Here is a 20,980-nt window from a genome sequence, read left to right on the forward strand (position 1 = left end):
TCCCGACATCTGAAAACTTCGATCGCCCGAATCGGGGGGAGCCGACGTGTCGGCTCCCCCCGATTCATCCGACTGCGATCACTCGTGTCCGCCCTCGATGATCGCCGATGCGTCGGCGATCATGCCCGCGACAGCCGACTGGTACCCGTCGGCGCCGAGGGCCGGGAGGATGCCCGGCAGCAGGCCCGACAGCGCGACGGTCGTCAGGGCCTCGGGCTTCAACGCCCCTCCCATCGCGGTAGCCGTCGCCTCCAGCTTGGCGTGCAGCTGGCCGAACGTGACGTCGGTGCCGGCATGCGAGATCGCCACCACCTCCGGTGCCACCGCGGCGGCGCCCGCCACCAACTCCGGCAGGTCCTCGACCGTCTTCGCCTTCTTCGGCTCGAGCGCCTCCCGCTCGGCGTCGGTCGTCACGTCGATCGCGCGCAGGACGATCGCCGGGTTCTCGGTCACGGCATCGAGGATCCGGACGAACCGGTCCGCGAACACCGCGACGGTGTCCCGGTCGAACAGCTCCGTGGCATACGTGAACAGCGCACGGACACCGGCAAGCCCTCCGTCGGCGTCGTACTGTTCGACCGCGGTGAGCTGGAGGTCGAACTTGGCCTGGTCGCCGCCGAGATCCAGCGCCGACACGTCGAGACCCGGCAGGGCGAAGGTTCCCGTCTCCATGTTCTGGAACGTGAGCATCACCTGGAACAGCGGCGTGTACGCGCTCGAGCGGCGCACGCCCGCGGCGTCCACCACCTGCTCGAACGGGATGTCGGCGTTGCCGAACGCCGCGAGGTCCTTCTCCCGGGCCTGGGCCAGCAGGTCCGTGAACGGTGCGCCGGGCTCGACCCGTGTGCGCAGCGCCAGGGTGTTGACGAACATGCCGATCAGGTCGTCGAGCGCGGCCTCGCCGCGACCGGCGACCGGCGTGCCGACCGTGACGTCGTTCGAGCCGCCGAGCCGCGACAGCAACACCGCCAGCGCCGCATGGAACATCATGAACGTGGTCGCACCCTGCTCGCGGGCCGTGTTCTCCACGCGCGCCGCAAGATCCGCGTCGATGTCGAACTCGACGGTGGCGCCGGCCATCGACGGCCGGGCCGGACGCGGACGGTCCGTCGGCAGCGCCGACAGCTCCGGAGCACCCCGCAACTCGTCCGCCCAGTACGCGATCTGACGCGACACCAGGCTGTCCGGGTCGGCCTCGGCACCGAGTACCGCGCGCTGCCACAGACTGAAGTCCGCGTACTGCACGTCCAGCGGCTGCCACTGCGGCACACCGCCGTCCACCCGCGCGATGTACGCGAGCATCACGTCCCGGATCAGCGGCCCCATCGAGAAGCCGTCGGCACTGATGTGGTGGGCGACGAACGCGAGCACGTGCTCGGACTCGGACTCGGACTCGGACTCGGACTCGCCCAGCGTGAACAGCGCCGCGCGAACGGGTACCTCGGTGGTGACGTCGAATCCGCGTCCGACGAACTCGACGAGGCGGTCGACGATCTCGGCCTCGGTCACCGCCACGGGTGTCAGGTCCGGTGCCACGTCGGCGGCCGGCACCAACACCTGTGCCGGACCGTCGGCCGTGTCCGGGTACATCGTGTGCAGCACCTCGTGCCGCGCGATCACGTCCGCGACTGCGGCCCGCAGGACGGCGATGTCCAGCGTGCCGGACAGTCGCACCGCGACCGGGATGTTGTACGCGGACGAACTGGGATCCACCTGGTTCAGCGTCCACATCCGCTGCTGCGCGAGCGACAACGGAATCCGCTCCGGGCGAGGCCCGGCAGTCAGCGCGGCGCGAGCGCCCCGGCCCACGAGCGGCGTGACGCCCGCCACCACGCCGGCGACGGTGGAGTCCTCGAACACCAGGCGCACCGGCACCTGGGTGTCGAGCGCGGCGCCGAGTCGCGCCACCAACTGCGTCGCGACCAGCGAGTTGCCGCCCAGGTCGAAGAAGTCGTCGTCCAGGCCGACCCGCTGCACGCCGAGCACGTCCGCGAACGCGCCGGTCACGATCTCCTCGAGCGGCATTGTGGCCGCCCGGAAGTCGCGCGCCTCGAACACCGGTGCCGGCAGCGCCTTGCGATCGAGCTTGCCGTTCGCGTTGAGCGGCAGGGCTTCCAGCACCACGAACGCCGACGGCACCATGTACGACGGCAGTGTCCGCGCCAGCTCGGTGCGGACGACGTCGGTATCGAGGTCGTCGGAGGACCCCACCATGTACCCGACCAACCGGGTACCGGTGTGCACGTCCGTGTGGGCGGTGACCGCCGCCTCACGCACCGTCGCCAGTGCCCTCAGCGCGGTCTCGATCTCGCCGAGTTCGATGCGGAAGCCGCGGACCTTCACCTGGAAGTCGGCGCGCTCCACGTACTCGAGTTCACCGTTCGCATTCCACCGCACGATGTCACCGGTGCGGTACATCCGCTCGCCGGTTCCCCACGGGTTCGCCACAAACCGGTCGGCCGTCAGGTCGGGCCGGCCGTGGTAGCCGCGGGCCAGCTGCGTGCCGGCAAGGTACAGCTCGCCGGTGACCCCGACGGGCACCGGGCCCAGACGCGAATCCAGCACGTACACCTGGGTGTTCCACTCGGGCACACCGATCGGCACCGTCGCGGAGTCGGCGGCGGTCACCTCGTGGTGGGTCACCGACACCGCAGCCTCGGTGGGCCCGTACAGGTTGTGCAGCGTCGCGGTGTTGTGCTCCCGGAACGCCCGTGCGGTAGCCGCCGGCAGAGCCTCACCGATCGCGAAGATCCGGCGCAGCGAATCGGGCAGCCCGCCGTCGGCGGTCGTCATCAGCATCGACAGCATCGACGGGACGACGTGCAGGGTGGTGACCTGCTCGTCGCGCAGCACGTCCAGCAGGTAGCCCGGATCGCGGTGCCCGTCGGGCGCCGCGATCACCAGACGGCCACCGCACGTCGCCATCGACCAGAACTCCCACACCGACAGGTCGAACGTCGCGGCCGTCTTGAGCAGTGCGGCGTCCGGACCGCCCAGAGCGTATTCGTCTCGCATCCAGCGCAACTGGTTGACGATCGCGGCGTGTGCCACGGCCACGCCCTTGGGGCGGCCCGTCGAACCGGACGTGAAGATCACGTATGCGGTGTTCCGGGCGTCCAACGGACGCAGACGGTCGACGTCGGTGACCGGCGTACCCGGGTGCGCCGCGACATCGAGCGTGTCGATCTCGAGCACCGGCCACGATCCCGGGACGGCAGTGCCGTCCCGCGAGGTGGTCAGGACACACACCGGTGCCGCGGCGGCCAGGACGTACCCGACGCGTTCGGCCGGCTGATCCGGGTCCACCGGCACGTACGCGCCACCGGTCTTGGCGATCGCGTACATGCCGACCAGCAGATCCACCGACCGTCGGATCGCCAGACCCACCAGTGATTCCGGACCCACGCCCAGGTCGATCAGGTGTCGGGCCAGGCGGTTCACCCGCGCATCGAACTCGGCGTACGTCAGGCGCTCGTCGCCGGACACCAACGCGATCGCGTCCGGCGTTGCCGCGACCTGCGCGTCGAACAGGTCGACCAGCGTCGCCGACTCGGTACCGCGCGCGGTCGCGTTCCGCCCTGCCAGCAGGTGCGCCCGCTCGTCGACGTCGAGCAGGTCCACGTCGCCGACCGGCACCGTGGGCTTGACGACCAGGGCGGTGAGCAACCGGCCGAACCGGTCCGCGAACGAGCGGACGGTCGACTCGTCGAACAGGTCCGCCGCGTACGTCATCGACGCCCGCATGCCGACGGGGTCGCCACCGTCGTCGTACCGGTCCTCGATGATCAGGTGCAGATCGAACTGCGCCACACCGGATTCCATTTCGGCCGCCTCGACCGCGAGGCCGGGAAGCTCGAGGCTGCCGCGGTCGTGGTTCTGGAACGAGAAACCCACCTGGAACAGCGGATGACGCGCCGTGGACCGGGTCGGATTGAGCACCTCTACCAGACGCTCGAACGGCACGTCCGCATTGGCGAACGCCTGCAGGTCCGCCTCGCGGACGCGGCCGAGGGTGTCGGTGAAGGACCCGGCCCGGTCGACCTGCGTTCGGAACACCAGCGTGTTGACGAACATCCCGACGAGGTCGTCGAGCGCGGCCTCGCCGCGCCCGGCGATCGGGGTGCCGACAGCGATGTCGTCGCTGCCGGACAGCCGCGACAGCAGCACGGCGAAGGCGGAGTGCACCGCCATGAACAGCGTCGCGTTCTGCTCCCGGGCGAGATCGCGCAGACCGCGGTGGGTCTGGGCGTCGATCTCGAACTCGACCAGCCCGCCGCGGAACGTCTGAACCGCCGGCCGCGGGTGGTCGGTGGGCAGGTTCAGCTGATCGGGCAGGTCGGCGAGCGCCTCGCTCCAGTACGCGAGCTGCTGCGCCGACACCGATTCCGGATCGTCCTCGTCCCCGAGGATCTCGCGCTGCCACAGCGCGTAGTCCGCGTACTGCACCGCCAGCGGCGCCCATCCCGGCGCCCGGCCGGCGGCACGCGCCGTGTACGCCGCCATGATGTCGCGGGTCAACGGTGCGAGGGACACACCGTCCGCACTGATGTGGTGGACCACCATGCCGAGCACGAACTCGCTGGCGCCCACGCGGTACAGCTCCACCCGGATCGGGACGTCCGCCGTGACGTCGAAGCGAGTCCCGGCGAGCGCCCGCAGCCGATCGGCCACCTCCGCCGGATCGACGTCGACCGGCCCCATCTCGAGGACGGCACGGTCGGCCGGCAGGATCACCTGCTGCGGACCGTCGTCCGTGGACGGGAACACCGTGCGCAGCGACTCGTGCCGCGCCGTGACGTCCGCGACGGCCCGCTCGAGGGCGGCCACGTCGAGGTCACCGGACAGCCGCAGGGCCATCGGAATGTTGTAGGCGGTCGACTCGGTGTCGAAGCGGTTGAGGAACCACATCCGCTGCTGCGCGAGCGACAACGGAATCCGGTCCGGCCGCGGACGGGCGACCAGCGCCCGGCGGTCGCCGGCCGACTGGTCCGACAACCGGGCCGCGAGCGACTCGACCGTGGACGCCTCGAACAGCTCCCGCACGGGAACACGAGAGTCGAGCGCGGCGCCCAGGCGCGACACCACCTGCGTCGCGAGCAGTGAGTTGCCGCCGAGCGCGAAGAAGTCGTCGTCGAGACCGGCCCGCCCGAGGCCGAGGGCCTCGGCGAAGACCCCGGCGACGATCTCCTGGATCGGGGTGGCCGGGGCGCGGAACTCGCGGACCTCGAACACCGGTTCCGGCAACGCCTTCCGGTCCAGCTTTCCGGAGGCGCCCAGCGGGAACTCGTCGAGGACCACGAACGTCGACGGCACCATGTACGACGCCAGCGACGTCGACAGTGCGGCCTTCACCGCGTCGACGTCCACCGTCGCGCCGCCGGCCGGGACCACGTAGGCGACCAGATGGTCGCTCTTCACCAGGACCACCGACTGGACGATCGACGCGTGCTCGAGCAGCGCCGTCTCGATCTCGCCGAGCTCGATTCGCAGACCACGCAGCTTCACCTGGAAGTCGGTGCGGCCCAGGTATTCCAGTTCACCGTCGGGCGTCCAGCGGACGAGGTCGCCCGTGCGGTACATCCGCTCACCCGAGCCGAACGGATCGGCCACGAAGCGATCCGCGGTGAGGTCACTGCGACCGAAGTACCCGCGCGCCAACTGTCTACCCGCGAGGTACAACTCGCCCGCGACACCGGCGGGGACCGGGTTCAGGCGGCCGTCGAGGACGAACGCCCGGGTGTTCCACACCGGCCCGCCCATCGGCACGCTCGCACCGGTGACACCGGCCACCGGGCGCGCCGTCGCGTGCACCGCGAACTCGGTCGGTCCGTACAGGTTGTACAGTTCGGCGCCGTTGACGCGGGAGAACGCGTCGGCCGCGGCAGTCGGGAACGCCTCACCGGCCACCAGGACCGCGCGCAGCGAACCGCAGTCCCCCGCGGCCAGTTCCGCGGTGAACGCCGACAGCATCGACGGCACGAACGACGTCGCCGTGACCGCCTGTTCCTCGATCACCTGCTTCAGATAGCCCGGATCCCGATGCCCGTCCGGGACGGCGATCACCAGACGTGCGCCGACCGCCAGCGTGCCGAACAGCTCCCACAGCGACACGTCGAACGTGAACGGCGTCTTCTGCAGCACCACGTCGTCCGCGCTCAGCCGGTACTCGGCGACCAGCCACCGCACCTGGTTGACGATCGCGCCGTGCGCCACGGCGACGCCCTTCGGACGACCCGTCGAACCCGACGTGAAGATCACGTACGCGGCGTTCTCGGCCCGCAACGGGCGCAGGCGCTCACTGTCACGCACGGGTGCATCCGAGAACCCGGACGCCTCCAGGGTGCCGAGGTCGACGCCCCGCGCCGACGTCGGCAGGTCGGCCGCGTCACGCGGTGTGGTCAGTACCAGAACGGGATTCGCGGTATCGAGGATGTACCCGTTGCGCTCGGCCGGCTGGTCCGGGTCGATGGGGACGTACCCGCCACCGGCGGTCAGCACGGCGTACATGCCCACCAGTAGATCCGGGGACCGCCGCATCCCGAGGCCGACGAATGTGTCCGGGCCGACGCCCTGCGCGATCAGCGCCCGCGCTACCCGGTTCACCCGGGCCGCGAACTCGCTGTAGCTCAGCGACTGTCCCTCGAACACCACCGCTGTCGCATCGGGCGTCCGGGCCGCCTGCGCCTCGAACAGCTCGACCAGCGTGGAACCCGGGACGCCGTGGTCGGTGTCGTTCCAGGTCTGCAGCACCAGGGTGCGTTCCGCGTCGTCCAGAAGGTTCGCGTCACCGACGAGCGTGGACGCGTCGGTGGTCACCGATTCCAGAATCCGGAGGAACCGCTCGCCGAACGCGCGCATCGACGGTTCGTCGAACAGGTCCGTCGCGTAGGTCAATTCGACGGCCAGACCGCTCTCGGCGGGCTCGACGGTCACCTGCAGGTCGAACTTCGCGACTGCGACGTCGAAGTCGACGCCCTCGGCGATCAGTCCCGGGAGTTCGAGGGACGCACGGTCCAGGTTCTGGAACGCCAGCATCACCTGGAACAGCGGGTGCCGGGCCTGCGAGCGCTCCGGGTCGAGGATCTCCACGAGCCGCTCGAACGGCACGTCGGCGCTGCCGAACGCGTCGAGGTCCGACGTCCGCACCGCCGCGAGGAGTTCGGCGAACGACTGCCCGCCGTCGACCTCGGTGCGCAGCACGAGGCTGTTGACGAACATGCCGATCACGTCGTCGAGCGCCTGCTCGCCGCGACCGGCTACCGGGGTGCCGATCGCGATGTCGGAGGTGCCGCTGAGCCGCGCCAGCAGCACCGACAGTGCCGCGTGCACCACCATGAAGGGGGTGGCGCCGTGTGCGCGGGCGACGGACTCGATCGCATCGTTCAGATCAGCACCGATGGAGAAGCGGTACGACGCACCGTGATTGGTGGCGATCGCGGGTCGCGGACGGTCCGCCGGCAGATCCAGCTGAGCCGGCAGCCCGGCCAGCACGGACGTCCAGTGGTCGATCTGACGGGAGATCACGGACTGCGGATCGTCCTCCGAGCCGAGCACCTCACGCTGCCACAGGGCGTAGTCCGCGTACTGCACCGCGAGCGGAGCCCACGCCGGGGCGACGCCTGCCGAACGGGCCGCGTACGCGGTCATCACGTCACGCGCCAGCGGGACCATCGAGAACCCGTCCGACGCGATGTGATGCGTCACGAGCACCAGCACGTGCTCCGACGACGTCAACTCGAACAGTCGGGCGCGCACGGGAAGTTCGGTCGACAGATCGAATCCGGCTCTCGCCAGCGCGGCGATGGCCGGGACCAGGCTCTCCGCATCGACCCGCTCGACGTCCAGGTCCACCGTCGCCCGCTCCACAGGAATGATCGACTGGTGACCCACGCCGCCGTTGTCCGGGAACACCGTGCGCAGCGATTCGTGTCGGGCGAGAACGTCACCGAATGCTGTCTGAAGTGCCGCCACGTCGAGGGCTCCGGTGAGCCGGATCGCCACGGGGACGTTGTTGACGGCCGACTCCGGTTCGAACCGGTTGAGGAACCACATCCGTTGCTGCGCCAGCGACAACGGAATCCGCTCGGGCCGCGGACCGGCCACCAGCGCCGTCCGGCCACCAGCGCCGGCCAGGTCGGCCAGCCGCGCCGACAGGTCCTCGACCGTGGACACCTCGAACAGCACCCGGACCGGGACCTGTGTGTCCAGCGCGACGCCGAGACGCGACACCACCTGCGTCGCGATCAGCGAGTTGCCGCCGAGGGCGAAGAAGTCGTCGTCCAGACCGACCCGCTCCAGGTCCAGGACCTCGGCGAGGATTCCGGCGACGATCTGCTCCACCGGTGTCGTGGGCGCCCGGAACACCGTAGCCTCGACGACCGGCTCCGGCAGCGCCCTGCGATCCAGTTTCCCGGACGGGTTCAACGGGAACTCGTCGAGGGAGACGAACACGGACGGCACCATGTACGACGCCAACGACGCCGACAGTGCGGTCTTGGCGCTCCCGGCGTCGACGCCTGCCCCGGCCGCCGGGACCACGTAGGCCACCAACTGCTCGTTCCTGACCAGCACCGCGGCCTGCGCGATCTCGGGGAGCCCGAGCAGCGCCGCCTCGATCTCGCCGAGTTCGATCCGCAGGCCGCGCAGCTTCACCTGGAAGTCCGTGCGGCCCAGATACTCCAGCTCGCCGTCCGCATTCCAGCGGACCAGGTCGCCCGTGCGATACATCCGCGCACCGACGGAGAACGGATTCGCCACGAACCGCTCCGCCGACAGGTCCGTCCGGCCGAAGTACCCGCGTGCCACCTGCACACCCGCGAGATACAACTCACCTGCGACGCCCACCGGCACCGGGCGCAGACGCGCATCGAGCACGTAGGCCTGTGTGTTCCACACCGGCACACCGATCGGGACCGACATCTCGCCCCCGGCCACGTCGTGGCTGGTCGCCTGCACCGTCACCTCGGTCGGGCCGTACAGATTGTGGACGGACGCGCCCGAGACCCCGCGGAGACGCTCGACGGTGCGGGCCGTCAGAGCTTCGCCACCACAGAACACCCGCGACAACGACACCCCGTCCGCGTCACCGAGGTGATCGAGCACCGCGTCGAGCACCGACGGCACGAACTGCGCCACCGACACCGACTCCTCGACCAACACCCGCGCCAACGCCACCGGATCACGGTGCACGTCACGTCCGGCAACCACCAGCGACGCACCGACCTGCAGCGGCCAGAACAACTCCCACACCGAAGCGTCGAACGTGAACACCGTCTTGAGCAGCACCCGATCGGATTCGCCGAGACCGTACGCACCCTGCAGCCAGCGGAGCTGGTTGACCACCGAACCGTGCGAGACCGCCACACCCTTCGGCCGCCCCGTCGAACCCGACGTGAAGATCACATACGCCACGTTCTCCGAACGCAGCGGCGCGATCCGATCGGCATCGGTGACGGGCGCATCCGAGAACCCGGACACATCGACGGCGTCGAGATCCAGCACCCGACCGGCAGCCGGCAGCTCCACGGCGTCACGAGACGATGTCAGCACCAGAACAGGATTCGCCGTCTCGAGCACGTACCGGTTGCGGTCGACCGGCTGATCCGGATCCACCGGCACATACCCGCCGCCCGCGACCGACACCGCGTACAGAGCCACCAACTGCTCCACCGAACGCCCCATCGCCACCGCGACCAGCGACTCGGGACCTACGCCCTCCGCCACCAGCAGCCGCGCCAGACGATGCACGCGGGAAGCGAACTCGCGATACGACACCGACTCACCCGCACACACCACCGCCACAGCATCCGGCGTCCGCGCCACCTGCGCATCGAACAATCCGACGAGCGTGGACGGCGGTGCGTGATGATCGGTGGCATTCCACTCGACCAAGACGCGATCCCGCTCGGCGGAGTCCAGCAGATCCAGGTCCCCGATCCGAGTCGAGGGATCCGCGGTGACTGCTTCGAGCACCCGCACGAACCGCTCCCCCAACCGGACCATGGTCGACTCGTCGAACAGATCCGTCGCGTACGTGATCTCGACCGCCAGCCCGGCAGCGGAACCGTCCGTGTCGATCGACTCGGACAGCGTGACCTGCATGTCGAACTTCGAGAAGACGTCGTCGAACTCGACCGCCGACACCGACAGCCCCTGCAGTTCGAGGGTGGTCTGTCCCAGGTTCTGGAAGGCCAGCATCACCTGGAAGAGTGGGTTCCGTGACTGGGATCGAACCGGTGCGAGCACGTCGACCAACCGCTCGAACGGGACGTCCGCGTGGGCGAAGGCACCGAGATCGGCCTCACGGGTGCGGCCCAGCAGGTCCGCGAAGGACTGCGCCCCCTGCACATCCGATCGCAGCACCAGCGTGTTGACGAACATTCCGACGACGTCGTCGAGTGCTGCCTCGCCGCGACCCGCGACGGGCGTGCCGATCGCGACATCCGAGGTGGCGGCCAGCCGAGCCAACAGGACCGACAGCGCCGCGTGCACGACCATGAACAGCGTCGCGTTCCGTCGGTGCGCGAGCTCGGTGAGCGCTGCATGCAACGCCGGTGTGATCGTGAAGCGATGGGCCGCACCCCGGTTCGACGCGACCGCGGGGCGCGGCCGGTCGGTGGGCAGCTCGAGCTGGTCGGGCAGGCCCGCCAGCGCGGACGTCCAGTACAAGATCTGCTGGGCCGCAACCGATTCCGGATCGGCCTCGGATCCCAGGACCTCCTGCTGCCACAGGCTGTAGTCCGCGTACTGGACCGCCAGCGGCGACCACCCGGGCACGGCTCCCCCGCTGCGGGCGGCGTACGCCGTCATGATGTCGCGTGTCAGTGGCCCCATCGAGAAGCCGTCTGCTGCGATGTGGTGGACCACCAGGACGAGGACGTGCTCGGTGGGCCGCACCTCGTACAGCCGGGCGACGAGCGGCACCTCACGGGTGACGTCGAAGGCGGTCGCCGCGAGCGCCGGCAGTTCCGCCGCCAGCTGTTCCGGGGAGACCGTGATGGGTTCGACCGCGATGTCGACGTTCCCGATCGGCAGGATCACCTGTCGGCCGGTGCCGTCCACCTCGGGGTAGACCGTGCGCAGCACCTCGTGCCGGGACACCACGTCGATGATCGCGGCCTGCATCGCACGCCGGTCCAGCAATCCGGACAGGCGGACGGCGACCGGGATGTTGTTCGCGGCGGACGCACCGTCGAACCGGTTGAGGAACCACATCCGCTGCTGCGCGGGCGACAGCGGAATCAGCTCCGGCCGGGGGCCGGCCGCCAGGGCCTTGCGACCGCCCGTGCCGGACAGCTGCTCGATCCTCGCGGCCAGGGCAACCACGCTCGACGCCTCGAACAGCACCCGGACCGGCACCTTCGCGTCCAGCGCCTCGCCGAGACGGGCCACCGCCCGGGTGGCGATCAGCGAGTTCCCGCCGAGTTCGAAGAAGTCGTCGTCGCGTCCCACTCGTCCGACGCCGAGGAGTTCGGCGAAGACGTCGGCGACGATCTCCTCGATCGGCGTCGTGGGGGCGCGGAACTCGCGAGCCTCGAACTCGGGCTCCGGCAGCGCCTGGCGGTTGAGCTTGCCGCTCGCGCTCATCGGCAGTTCGTCGAGCACGACGATCGCGGCCGGAACCATGTACGACGGCAACGCACGCCCGACCGACTCCTTGACGTCGGCCGAATCGATCGATGTACCCGGTGCCGCAACGAGATACGCAACCAGCTGGTCGTGGCGGACGATCACCACGGCCTGCCCGACGGCGTCCAGCCGCAGTAGGGCGGCCTCGATCTCGCCGAGCTCGATGCGGAAGCCTCGCAGCTTCACCTGGTCGTCGGCGCGGCCGACGTACTCGATCACCCGATCCGCGCCGGTGCGCACGACGTCACCGGTGCGGTACAGGCGAGTCCCGCTCGTCCCGAACGGATTCGCGACGAATCGCTCGGCGGTCAGGCCGGCCCGCTCGTGGTAGCCGCGGGCCAGACCGGGCCCCTCGAGATACAGCTCACCCACGACACCGGCCGGGACCGGACGCAGTCGCGCGTCCAGGACGTAGGTGTTCGCGCCGCGGATCGCGCGTCCGATCGTGACCGGCGCACCCGGGGCCAGCGCATCCGAGATGTTGGACGCGACGGTTGCCTCGGTGGGGCCGTACGCGTTGAACATCCGGCGCCCACCGGTGGCCCAGCGCGCGACCAGATCGGTCGAGCACGCCTCGCCGCCGACCACGACGACCCGCAGAGCCGCCAGGCCCGCCGGGTCGACCGACGCCAGTGCGGCGGGAGTGACGAACGCGTGCGTGACCTGCTGCGACGCCAGCAGTTCCGTCAACTCGAGGCCGCCGTAGGTGGACGTCGGCGCGATCACCATCGTCGCGCCGGCGCCGACCGCCATGAGCAGTTCGAGAATGGACGCGTCGAAACTGGGCGACGCGAAGTGCAGGGTCCGCGAAACCGGTGTGAGCCCGTACCGGGCCACCTGCTCCTCGGCGAGGGCGGCGAGCCCGGTGTGCGTGACGACGACGCCCTTCGGGACGCCCGTCGAGCCCGACGTGTAGATCAGGTACGCGGGATGGCGAGTCTCGAGCGGTCGCACCCGATCCGAGTTCGACAGCGGGGCATCCGACTGACGCTCGACGCCCGCGGACACCGCGACATCGTCGAGCACCAGCCACGGAATGCCTTCCGGCAGGCCCGCTGCGTGTTCGGCGACGGTGATGCCCAGCAGCGCACCGGAGTCCGAAACCATGTGCGCGACACGATCACCGGGATAGTTCGGATCGACCGGCACGAACGCCGCACCCGACTTCGCGACGGCCCACACCGCGGTCACCGACTCGACGGACCGGGTCAGCGCGACCGCGATGACATCCTCCGGTCCGGCGCCCCGCGAGACGAGCAGCCGGGCCAACCGCGACGACCGTTCGTCGAGTTCGCGGTACGTGATCTCGTCAGTGCCCGAGACGAGGGCGATCGCCGACGGATCCGTCTGCGCCGCGGCGGCCAGCAGGTCCGCAAACACGGCCGGCGCGGGCGCCGCGGGGCCGGTCGGCAGGGTCAGCTGCGCGATCTCGGTGGCGCCGAGCAGGTCGATGTCACCGACGACCGCGCCGGGCTCCGCGACGACCTCCTCGAGCACCCGAACGAAGCGCGTGATGAGGGTGCGCACCGTCGATTCGTCGAACAAATCTGTCGCATAAGTGAATTCACCGGCCATGCCGTCCGCGAGACCGTCCTCGCCGATGGACTCCCGGAAGGTGAACTGCAGGTCGAACTTCGCGACCTCGGCGTCGAGGTCCAGCTTGTCGATCGTCAGACCGTGCAGCTCGAGGTGCGTCGCGCCCAGGTTCTCGAACGACAGCATCACCTGGATCAGCGGATGCCGAGCCGTCGAACGGGCCGGATTGAGGACCTCCACGAGCCGCTCGAACGGGATGTCCGAGTGCGCGAAGGCCCCGAGCGCGACATCGCGCGCGTGGCCCAGGACGTCGACGAATCGTGCACCGGGATCGACCTCGGTCCGCAGGACCAGCGTGTTGACGAACATTCCGACGAGATCGTCGAGCGCCTGCTCGCCGCGACCGGCGACGGGCGTGCCCATCGCGACGTCCGATGTTCCGGCGAGCCGCGACAGCAGCACCGACAGCGCGGCGTGCACGACCATGAACAGCGACGCGTTGTGGGCGTGTGCCAGGTCGACGAGGGCACGGTGGGTCTGCGGGGACAGGTCGAACCGGACCCGTGCGCCGCGGAACGACTGCCGGGCCGGTCGTGGACGGTCCGTGGGCAGGTCGAGCTGATCCGCCAGGCCGTCGAGCTGTTCGGTCCAGTACCGGGCCTGGGTCGAGATCACCGAACCCGGATCGTCCTCGGAGCCGAGGATCTCCCGCTGCCACAGAGCGTAGTCGGCGTACTGCACGGGAAGGTGCGACCACGCGGGCTGATCCCACTGGGTCCGCGCCGCGTACGCCGCCATGATGTCGCGCGCCATCGGGCCCATCGACCAGCCGTCCGCGCTGATGTGGTGCGCCACGATCACGAGCACGTGCTCGGTCGGGTCGACGCGGAACAGGCCGGCCCGAACCGGGGACTCGGTCGTCACGTCGAAGCCGCGGGCCGCGAGTGCCAGCGCCGCGCGCTGCAGTCCCTCACGGGACACGTCCTCCGGGGTCAGGTTCGGCACTATTCGAACCGCGTCGACCACCACCTGGTGCGGGCCGTCCGGCGAGTCCGGGAAGATCGTGCGCAACGATTCGTGCCGGTCCAGCACATCCATGACCGCGACCTGGAGACCACTGACGTCGAGGACACCGGACAGCCGGAGACCGAAAGCGAGGTTGTACGTGGGCGATTCGGGATCGAGCCGGTTGAGGAACCACATCCGCTGCTGCGCCAGCGAGAGCGGAACCCGGTCCGGGCGGGGCGCGGCGACGAGGGCCTTGCGGGCACCGGCACCGGCATGCTGCTCGACCCGGGCGGCCAGCGCGGCCACGGTGGAGACCTCGAACAGCACGCGGACGGGGACCCGCGTGTCCAGGTGCGCACCGAGGCGCGACATCACCTGGGTCGCGATCAGCGAGTTGCCGCCGAGCGCGAAGAAGTCGTCGTCGAGTCCGACACGGTCGAGACCGAGGACGTCGGCGAACACGTCGGCGACGATCTCCTCGATCGGCGTCGTCGGCGCCCGGAACTCGCGCGCCTCGAACACGGGAGCGGGCAGGGCGGCGCGGTCGAGCTTGCCGACCGGCGTCAGGGGCACCTCGTCGAGCACGACGATCGACGCGGGCACCATGTACGACGGCAACAGGGCCGCGACATGCTCCGACACCGCATCGACGTCCACGCCGGCGGTCGCGGTGACGTAGGAGACGAGCGCGATCTGGTCCGACGGCAGTCGGTGGCCGATCGTCGCGGCGAACGAGACGTCGGGGTGGCGGGTGAGGGCGGTGTCGATCTCGCCGAGTTCGATGCGGAAGCCGCGCACCTTCACCTGGAAGTCGGAGCGGCCGACGTACTCGATGGCGTACTGCGACACGCCGCCGGCCGCTTCGCTCGCGCGCGCCGTCCAGCGGACGACGTCACCGGTGCGGTACATCCGTTCGCCGGCGCCGCCGAACGGGCTCGCCACGAACCGGTCCGCGGTGAGACCCGGACGGTCGTGGTACCCGCGGGCGAGAGCACCACCCGTCAGATACAGCTCACCTGCCACACCCACCGGAACCGGTCGCAGCCGCGCGTCGAGGATCAGCGCGCCGACACCGGGAACGGGGGCGCCGATGGTGATCGGGCGACCCGCGAACAGTTCGGCACGGGTCGACACGATGGTGGTCTCGGTGGGGCCGTACGCGTTGAAGAACTGGCGTCCGGGAGCCCAGCGATCCACCAACTGGGTCGTGGATGCATCGCCGCCGACCGAGACCAACCGCAGGTCGTCGAGGTCCCGCGGGTTCACGGACCCGAGCACCGCGGGCGTGATGATCGCGTGGGTCACCCGGGCCTCGGCGAGCAGCGAATGCAGTTCCGTGCCACCGATGATCGTGGGCGGCACGACCACGATCTCCGCGCCCGCGGACGCCGCGAGGGTCCACTCGAGCACCGAGGGGTCGAAGCTCGGTGAACAGATGTGGAGCACCCGGTCGGCAGGGCCGACGCGGTACAGCTCGCGGGTCCGGTCCACGAGGCCCGACAGGCCGCGATGTGTCACCGCGACACCCTTGGGGCGTCCGGTCGATCCGGACGTGTAGATCACGTAGGCGACGTGGTCGAGGTGCAGCGGTGCCGTGCGCTCGTGGTCACGCACCGGTCCGGCGTCGAGGTCCTGCGCCTGCGACTCGAGGTCGCCGAGCGCGTGCCACGCAGTCTCCTGCGGGAGATCCGCGATGTCAGCGGCGGACGTGATGCCCAGGAGCGCTCCCGAGTCGGACAGCATGTGGGCGATGCGATCGACGGGGTAGGTCGGGTCGACAGGGACGTACGCCGCACCGGTCTTGGCGACGGCCCAGACACACAGCACCATCTCCCACGAACGCGGGAATCCCAGAGCCACCACAGATTCCGGACCGACACCGGCGGCGGTCAGACGACGTGCGAGGCGGCTCGACCGCTCGTCGAGTTCCCGGTAGGACAGCACGGTGTTCTCGCAGCGGACCGCAGGCGCATCCGGATCCGATGCCACGGCACCGGTGAGGATCTCCACCAGGAGGTGCTCGCGGCCGACCGGACCGCCGTGCACCGCGGTCAACGCGTCGATCTCGCCCACGCCGAGGATCTCGACATCGCCCACCGGAACCGAGGGATCCGCCACGATCGCGTCGAGAATGCGGACGAAGCGCTGTGCGAACGAGGCGACCGTCGACGCGTCGAACAGATCGGTCGCGTATTCGAAGACTCCCGCGACCGCGGCCGGGGCTCCGGAGTCGTCGAAGTTCTGCGAGATCTGCAGTTGCAGATCGAACTTCGCGATGGGGACGTCCAACTCGGCGGCACTGGCGCGCACGCCCGCGAAGCTGAGGTCCCGCACACCGGTGACCTCGGCCGACAACATCGCCTGGAACAGCGGGTGACGGGCCGGCGAGCGGGTCGGCTCGAGTGCCTGGACGAGCCACTCGAACGGGACGTCCGCGTTGCCGTACGCCTCGAGATCGGTCTCCTTGACCGTCGCCAGCAGATCCGCGAACGGCAGCGCCGGATCGACCTGGGTCCGCAGCACGAGGGTGTTGACGAACATGCCGATAAGCCCGTCCAGTGCCTCGTCCCCGCGGCCGGCGACAGGAGTGCCGACCGCGATGTCCGACGTACCGCTCAGCCGCGACAGCAGGACCGAGTACGCGGCGTGCACCACCATGAACAGTGTCGCGCCGCGATCGCGTGCGATGTCGAGCAGGCGCGCGTGGGTCTCGGCGGGGATGTCGAAGCGGAGCTTGGCGCCCGCGTTGGAGGCCACCGCCGGACGAGGCCGGTCCGCCGGCAGGTGCAGCTGATCCGGCAGCCCGGCCAGTGCCCGGGTCCAGTACGAGAGCTGCCGGCCCGCAAGCGAGTTCGAGTCGGTCTCCGGACCGAGCATCTCGTGCTGCCACACCGCGTAGTCGGCGTACTGGATCGGGAGCGGTGCCCACTTCGGCGCGGAGCCCTCGGCCCGCGCGGCGTACGCGATCATGAGGTCACCCGCGAGGGGGCCGAACGACGACCCGTCCGCCGCGATGTGGTGCAGCACCATCGCGACCACGAACTCCGTGTCCGACAGTTGCAGCAGCTCGATCCGGAAGGGCGGCTCGGTGGTCACGTCGAAGCCGCGGGAGGCCAGGCGGCGCAACGTCGACTCGAGCTCGCCCTCGGTGATCGCGACGGGCTCGAGTGCGTCGTGGACCACGTCACCGGCCGGCAGGATCACCTGGCTGGCGGCGCCGTCGGTCTCCGGGTAGACCGTGCGCAGCGACTCGTGCCGCTCGACCACGTCCGCGAAGGCCGCGGAGAACGCCTGCGGGTCCACCGATCCGGACAGCCGGACCGCGAACGGCAGGTTGTACACGGCGGTGGTGGCGTCGAACCGGTTGAGAAACCACATCCGCTGCTGAGCGAGGGACAGCGGGATCCGCTCCGGCCGGGCCACCGCACCCAGGACTGGTGCACCGGCCGATCGGGTCACCGTCGCGGTTGCGCGCGCAGCGAGCGCCGCGACCGTCGACGCTTCGAACAGTTCCCGCACGCCGAGCTGGACGCCCAGTGCGGCGCCCACCCGCGTCACTACCTGCGTCGCGACGAGCGAGTTGCCACCGAGGTCGAAGAAGTCGTCGTCGAGACCGACCTTGTCGATTCCGAGCACCTCGGCGTACACCGCGGCAACGGCCTTCTCGGAGTCGGTGCGCGGCGCACGGAACTCCTTGCTGCTCAGGAACATCGGCTCCGGCAGCGCCTTGCGATCGAGCTTGCCGCTGGTGTTGAGCGGGAATGCCTCGAGCACCGTCACCGACGCCGGCACCATGTAGGCCGGCAGTGACCGGCCCGCGAACTCGGCCAGATCCGTCGGGACGATCGAGCGGCCGGGAGCGGGAACGACATAGGCGACCAGCTGGTCACCGGTCGCTGTCGACACCACCAGCACCACGGTCTGCGAGACGTCGTCGTGCGCCAGCAGGACCGTCTCGATCTCCCCGAGCTCGATGCGCTGGCCACGGAACTTCACCTGGAAGTCGGTGCGACCGATGTAGTCCAGGGTGCCGTCCGCACGCCACCGCACCAGGTCACCGGTGCGGTACATGCGTTCGCCCGCGACACCGATGCCGTCGACGCCGCCGAACGGGTTGGCGACGAAGCGGTCCGACGTGATGTCGGGGCGGCCCACGTAACCGCGAGCGAGCTGGTCACCGGCGAGATAGAGCTCACCCGGCTGCCCGATCGGGGCCGGCCGCAGCCGGTGGTCGAGCACGTAGGCGCGGGTGTTCCACTGGGCCACACCGATCGGGACGCTCACCACGTCCTGCGGGCCGGACTCGTAGTAGGTGACCGACACGGCCGCCTCGGTGGGGCCGTACAGGTTGTGCAGGCCGGCGTCACACAGTTCGCGGAACTCGGCCGCGGTCTCGGGCGGCAGCGCCTCACCGATGACGAACACATCACGCAGCGAACTACACGTTCCGGCAGGAGCATTGGCAACGAACACGGTCAGCATCGACGGCACGAAATCCGTCACGGTGACCGAGTGCTCGGCGATCTTGTTCGCGACGTACACCGGATCGCGGTGGCCGTCCGGGGTCGCCAGCACCATCGACGCGCCGACGCGCAACGGCATGAAGAAACCCCACAGCGACACGTCGAACGTGGTGGCGGTCTTCTGCAGGTAGACGTCGGACTCGGCCATCGGATACTCGTGGAGCATCCATTCGAGCTGGTTGTCGATCGCACCGTGCGACACCGCGACGCCCTTGGGCCGTCCCGTGGAGCCGGAGGTGTAGATCACGTACGCCGTGTTCTCGGGACTCAGCGGCGCCAACCGGTCCGCGTCCGTGACCGGCCGGGTGTCGAGCGTGTCGAGGTCGAGCGTGTCGATCTCGACCGTCACGGTGCCGACCGGAAGCTCCACGCGATCCCGCGCGGTGGTCAGCACCGCCGCCGGTCGCGCCGACTCGAGGATGTAGGAGGTGCGGTCCACCGGGTGGTCGGGATCGATCGGAACCCAGGCGCCGCCCGCCTTCACGATCGCGTACAGCCCGACGATGAGATCCAGCGAGCGCCGGATGGACAGGCCCACAAGCGATTCCGGACCCACCCCCATGTCGATCAGCATGCGGGCGAGTCCGTTGACTCGAACGTCGAGTTCGGCGTAGGTCAGCGACCGCCCCTCGTACACGAGCGCGGTCGCGCCGGGTGTTCGGGCGACCTGCTCGTCGAACGCCTCGGCGAGGTCACGTGTCCGGAAGCGGTGTCCGGTTCCGACCCAGTCCCCCAGAACGGTCCGACGTTCCAGATCGGTGCCGAGCGGGATGCCCCACACCGGCTGATCGGACTCCGAACCGACGTAGCGGTCGAGGAACTCGACGAACCGCTCGTGGTTGCGGCGCGCCTCGTCGTCCCCGTACAGATTGGGGTTGGACTCGAAGTCCACGTGGGTCCTGGTGCCGGCCACGCTCTGGTACAGATTGACGCCGAGGTCCTCGATGAGGCCGGTCGACAGGATGTTCAGCTCGCCCACCATGTCGCCGAACCGCAGTTCCGTGTGGAACATCATGATGTTCACCCACGGACCGAAGAACGACGCCTGCCCGGCGGACCCGCTGACGTCGCGCCGGATGTCCTCGTGGCGGTAGCGCTGGTGGCGCAGGGCGCCCGACACCTCGGTGGCGACCTGCGCGAGCAGCTCCGAGACGGTGGTGCCGTCGGACACCGTCAGACGCAGCGGGACGACGTTGGACGTCATGCCGCCGGAGCGGCGCAGGACCGCGTTGGTACGTCCCGTGACGGGCAGACTCAGGACGACGTCCTCGCGCCCGGTCATGTGCGCGAGGTACGCCGCGAAAGCCGCGATCACCACCGTCGCGATCGTGGTGTCCTCGCGGTCCAGGAACGCCCCCATGCGTGCTGCGGCGCCGTCCGACAGCGCGGCGCTGTCGATTCGGCTCAGCGGTGCGGGCGGCGCCGAGCGTCCGGCCAGGCTGGTCGACTCCTCGACACCCGCCAGCCGTTCGAGCCAGTACTCGCGGTCCGACACGAACCGCGTCGACGCCCGGTACGTACGGTCGGCGTCGTACACCTTGCCGAGTGGCGACGACAGGTTCGCCGACGGCTCCGTGCTCTCGGCGAGAGCCGTGTAGTGCTCGGCCACCCGGTTGACGAAGGTGGTGGCACCGAACCCGTCGAGGACGACGTGATGGGCGCGGTTGTACCAGAAGTAGACGTCATCCTCGACGTGCAGGACCGCCGCGACCACGAGCCGGTCCCGAAGAAGGTCCACCGGTGCGCTGTAGTCGGACCGCATCCACTCGATCGCCGCGGCCCGCGGGTCCGCCTCCGCGCGCAGATCGACGTACTCGGGGGAATCGTCGAGCGTCGGATCGACCACCTGATGCGGCTGCGCGTCGATCTCGAGGAGCCGGACGTAACCCGATCCGGTCTCCCCCGCTGCGCGCGCACTGGCACGGTGCAGCAGCTCGATGTCGAGGCTGCCGCGCAGTTCGACGTACTGTGCGATGTTCGCGGGCACGGACGGATCGACATGTTGTGCGAACCACATACCGAGCTGTGCCTGAGACAGCGGGAACGGCTCACCACCGGAGCCGTTCCCGATCGAGCCGCCACCCTCTAGTCCACCGACGCCTAGCGAGTTCAAACCCAGAGCCTCTCTTCCACCATCACGCGCCCCCGTCCGGACGCCGCCGGAGCGACGCGCGAACGGACACCGAGTACAACTGCCCAACGAGCCCGACACAGGACCGGGACGATCTGCCGGTACGGCACGCACTCGGGTGTATATCTGCTGATCGGACCTGGTTCGTTACAGC

The 20,980-nt window shown here is 69.8% G+C and carries 1 protein-coding gene; it reads right to left on the bottom strand.

From position 1 onward, the window contains the following. Positions 1–78 precede the first annotated feature (78 nt). Entirely contained in the window at positions 79–20,808 is a 20,730-nt protein-coding gene (locus AC1RIF_RS08550; protein WP_492600935.1) for a non-ribosomal peptide synthase/polyketide synthase, read from the bottom strand. Positions 20,809–20,980: the final 172 nt, after the last annotated feature.

This window comes from Prescottella sp. GW823-FHT02E09, from assembly GCF_058797375.1.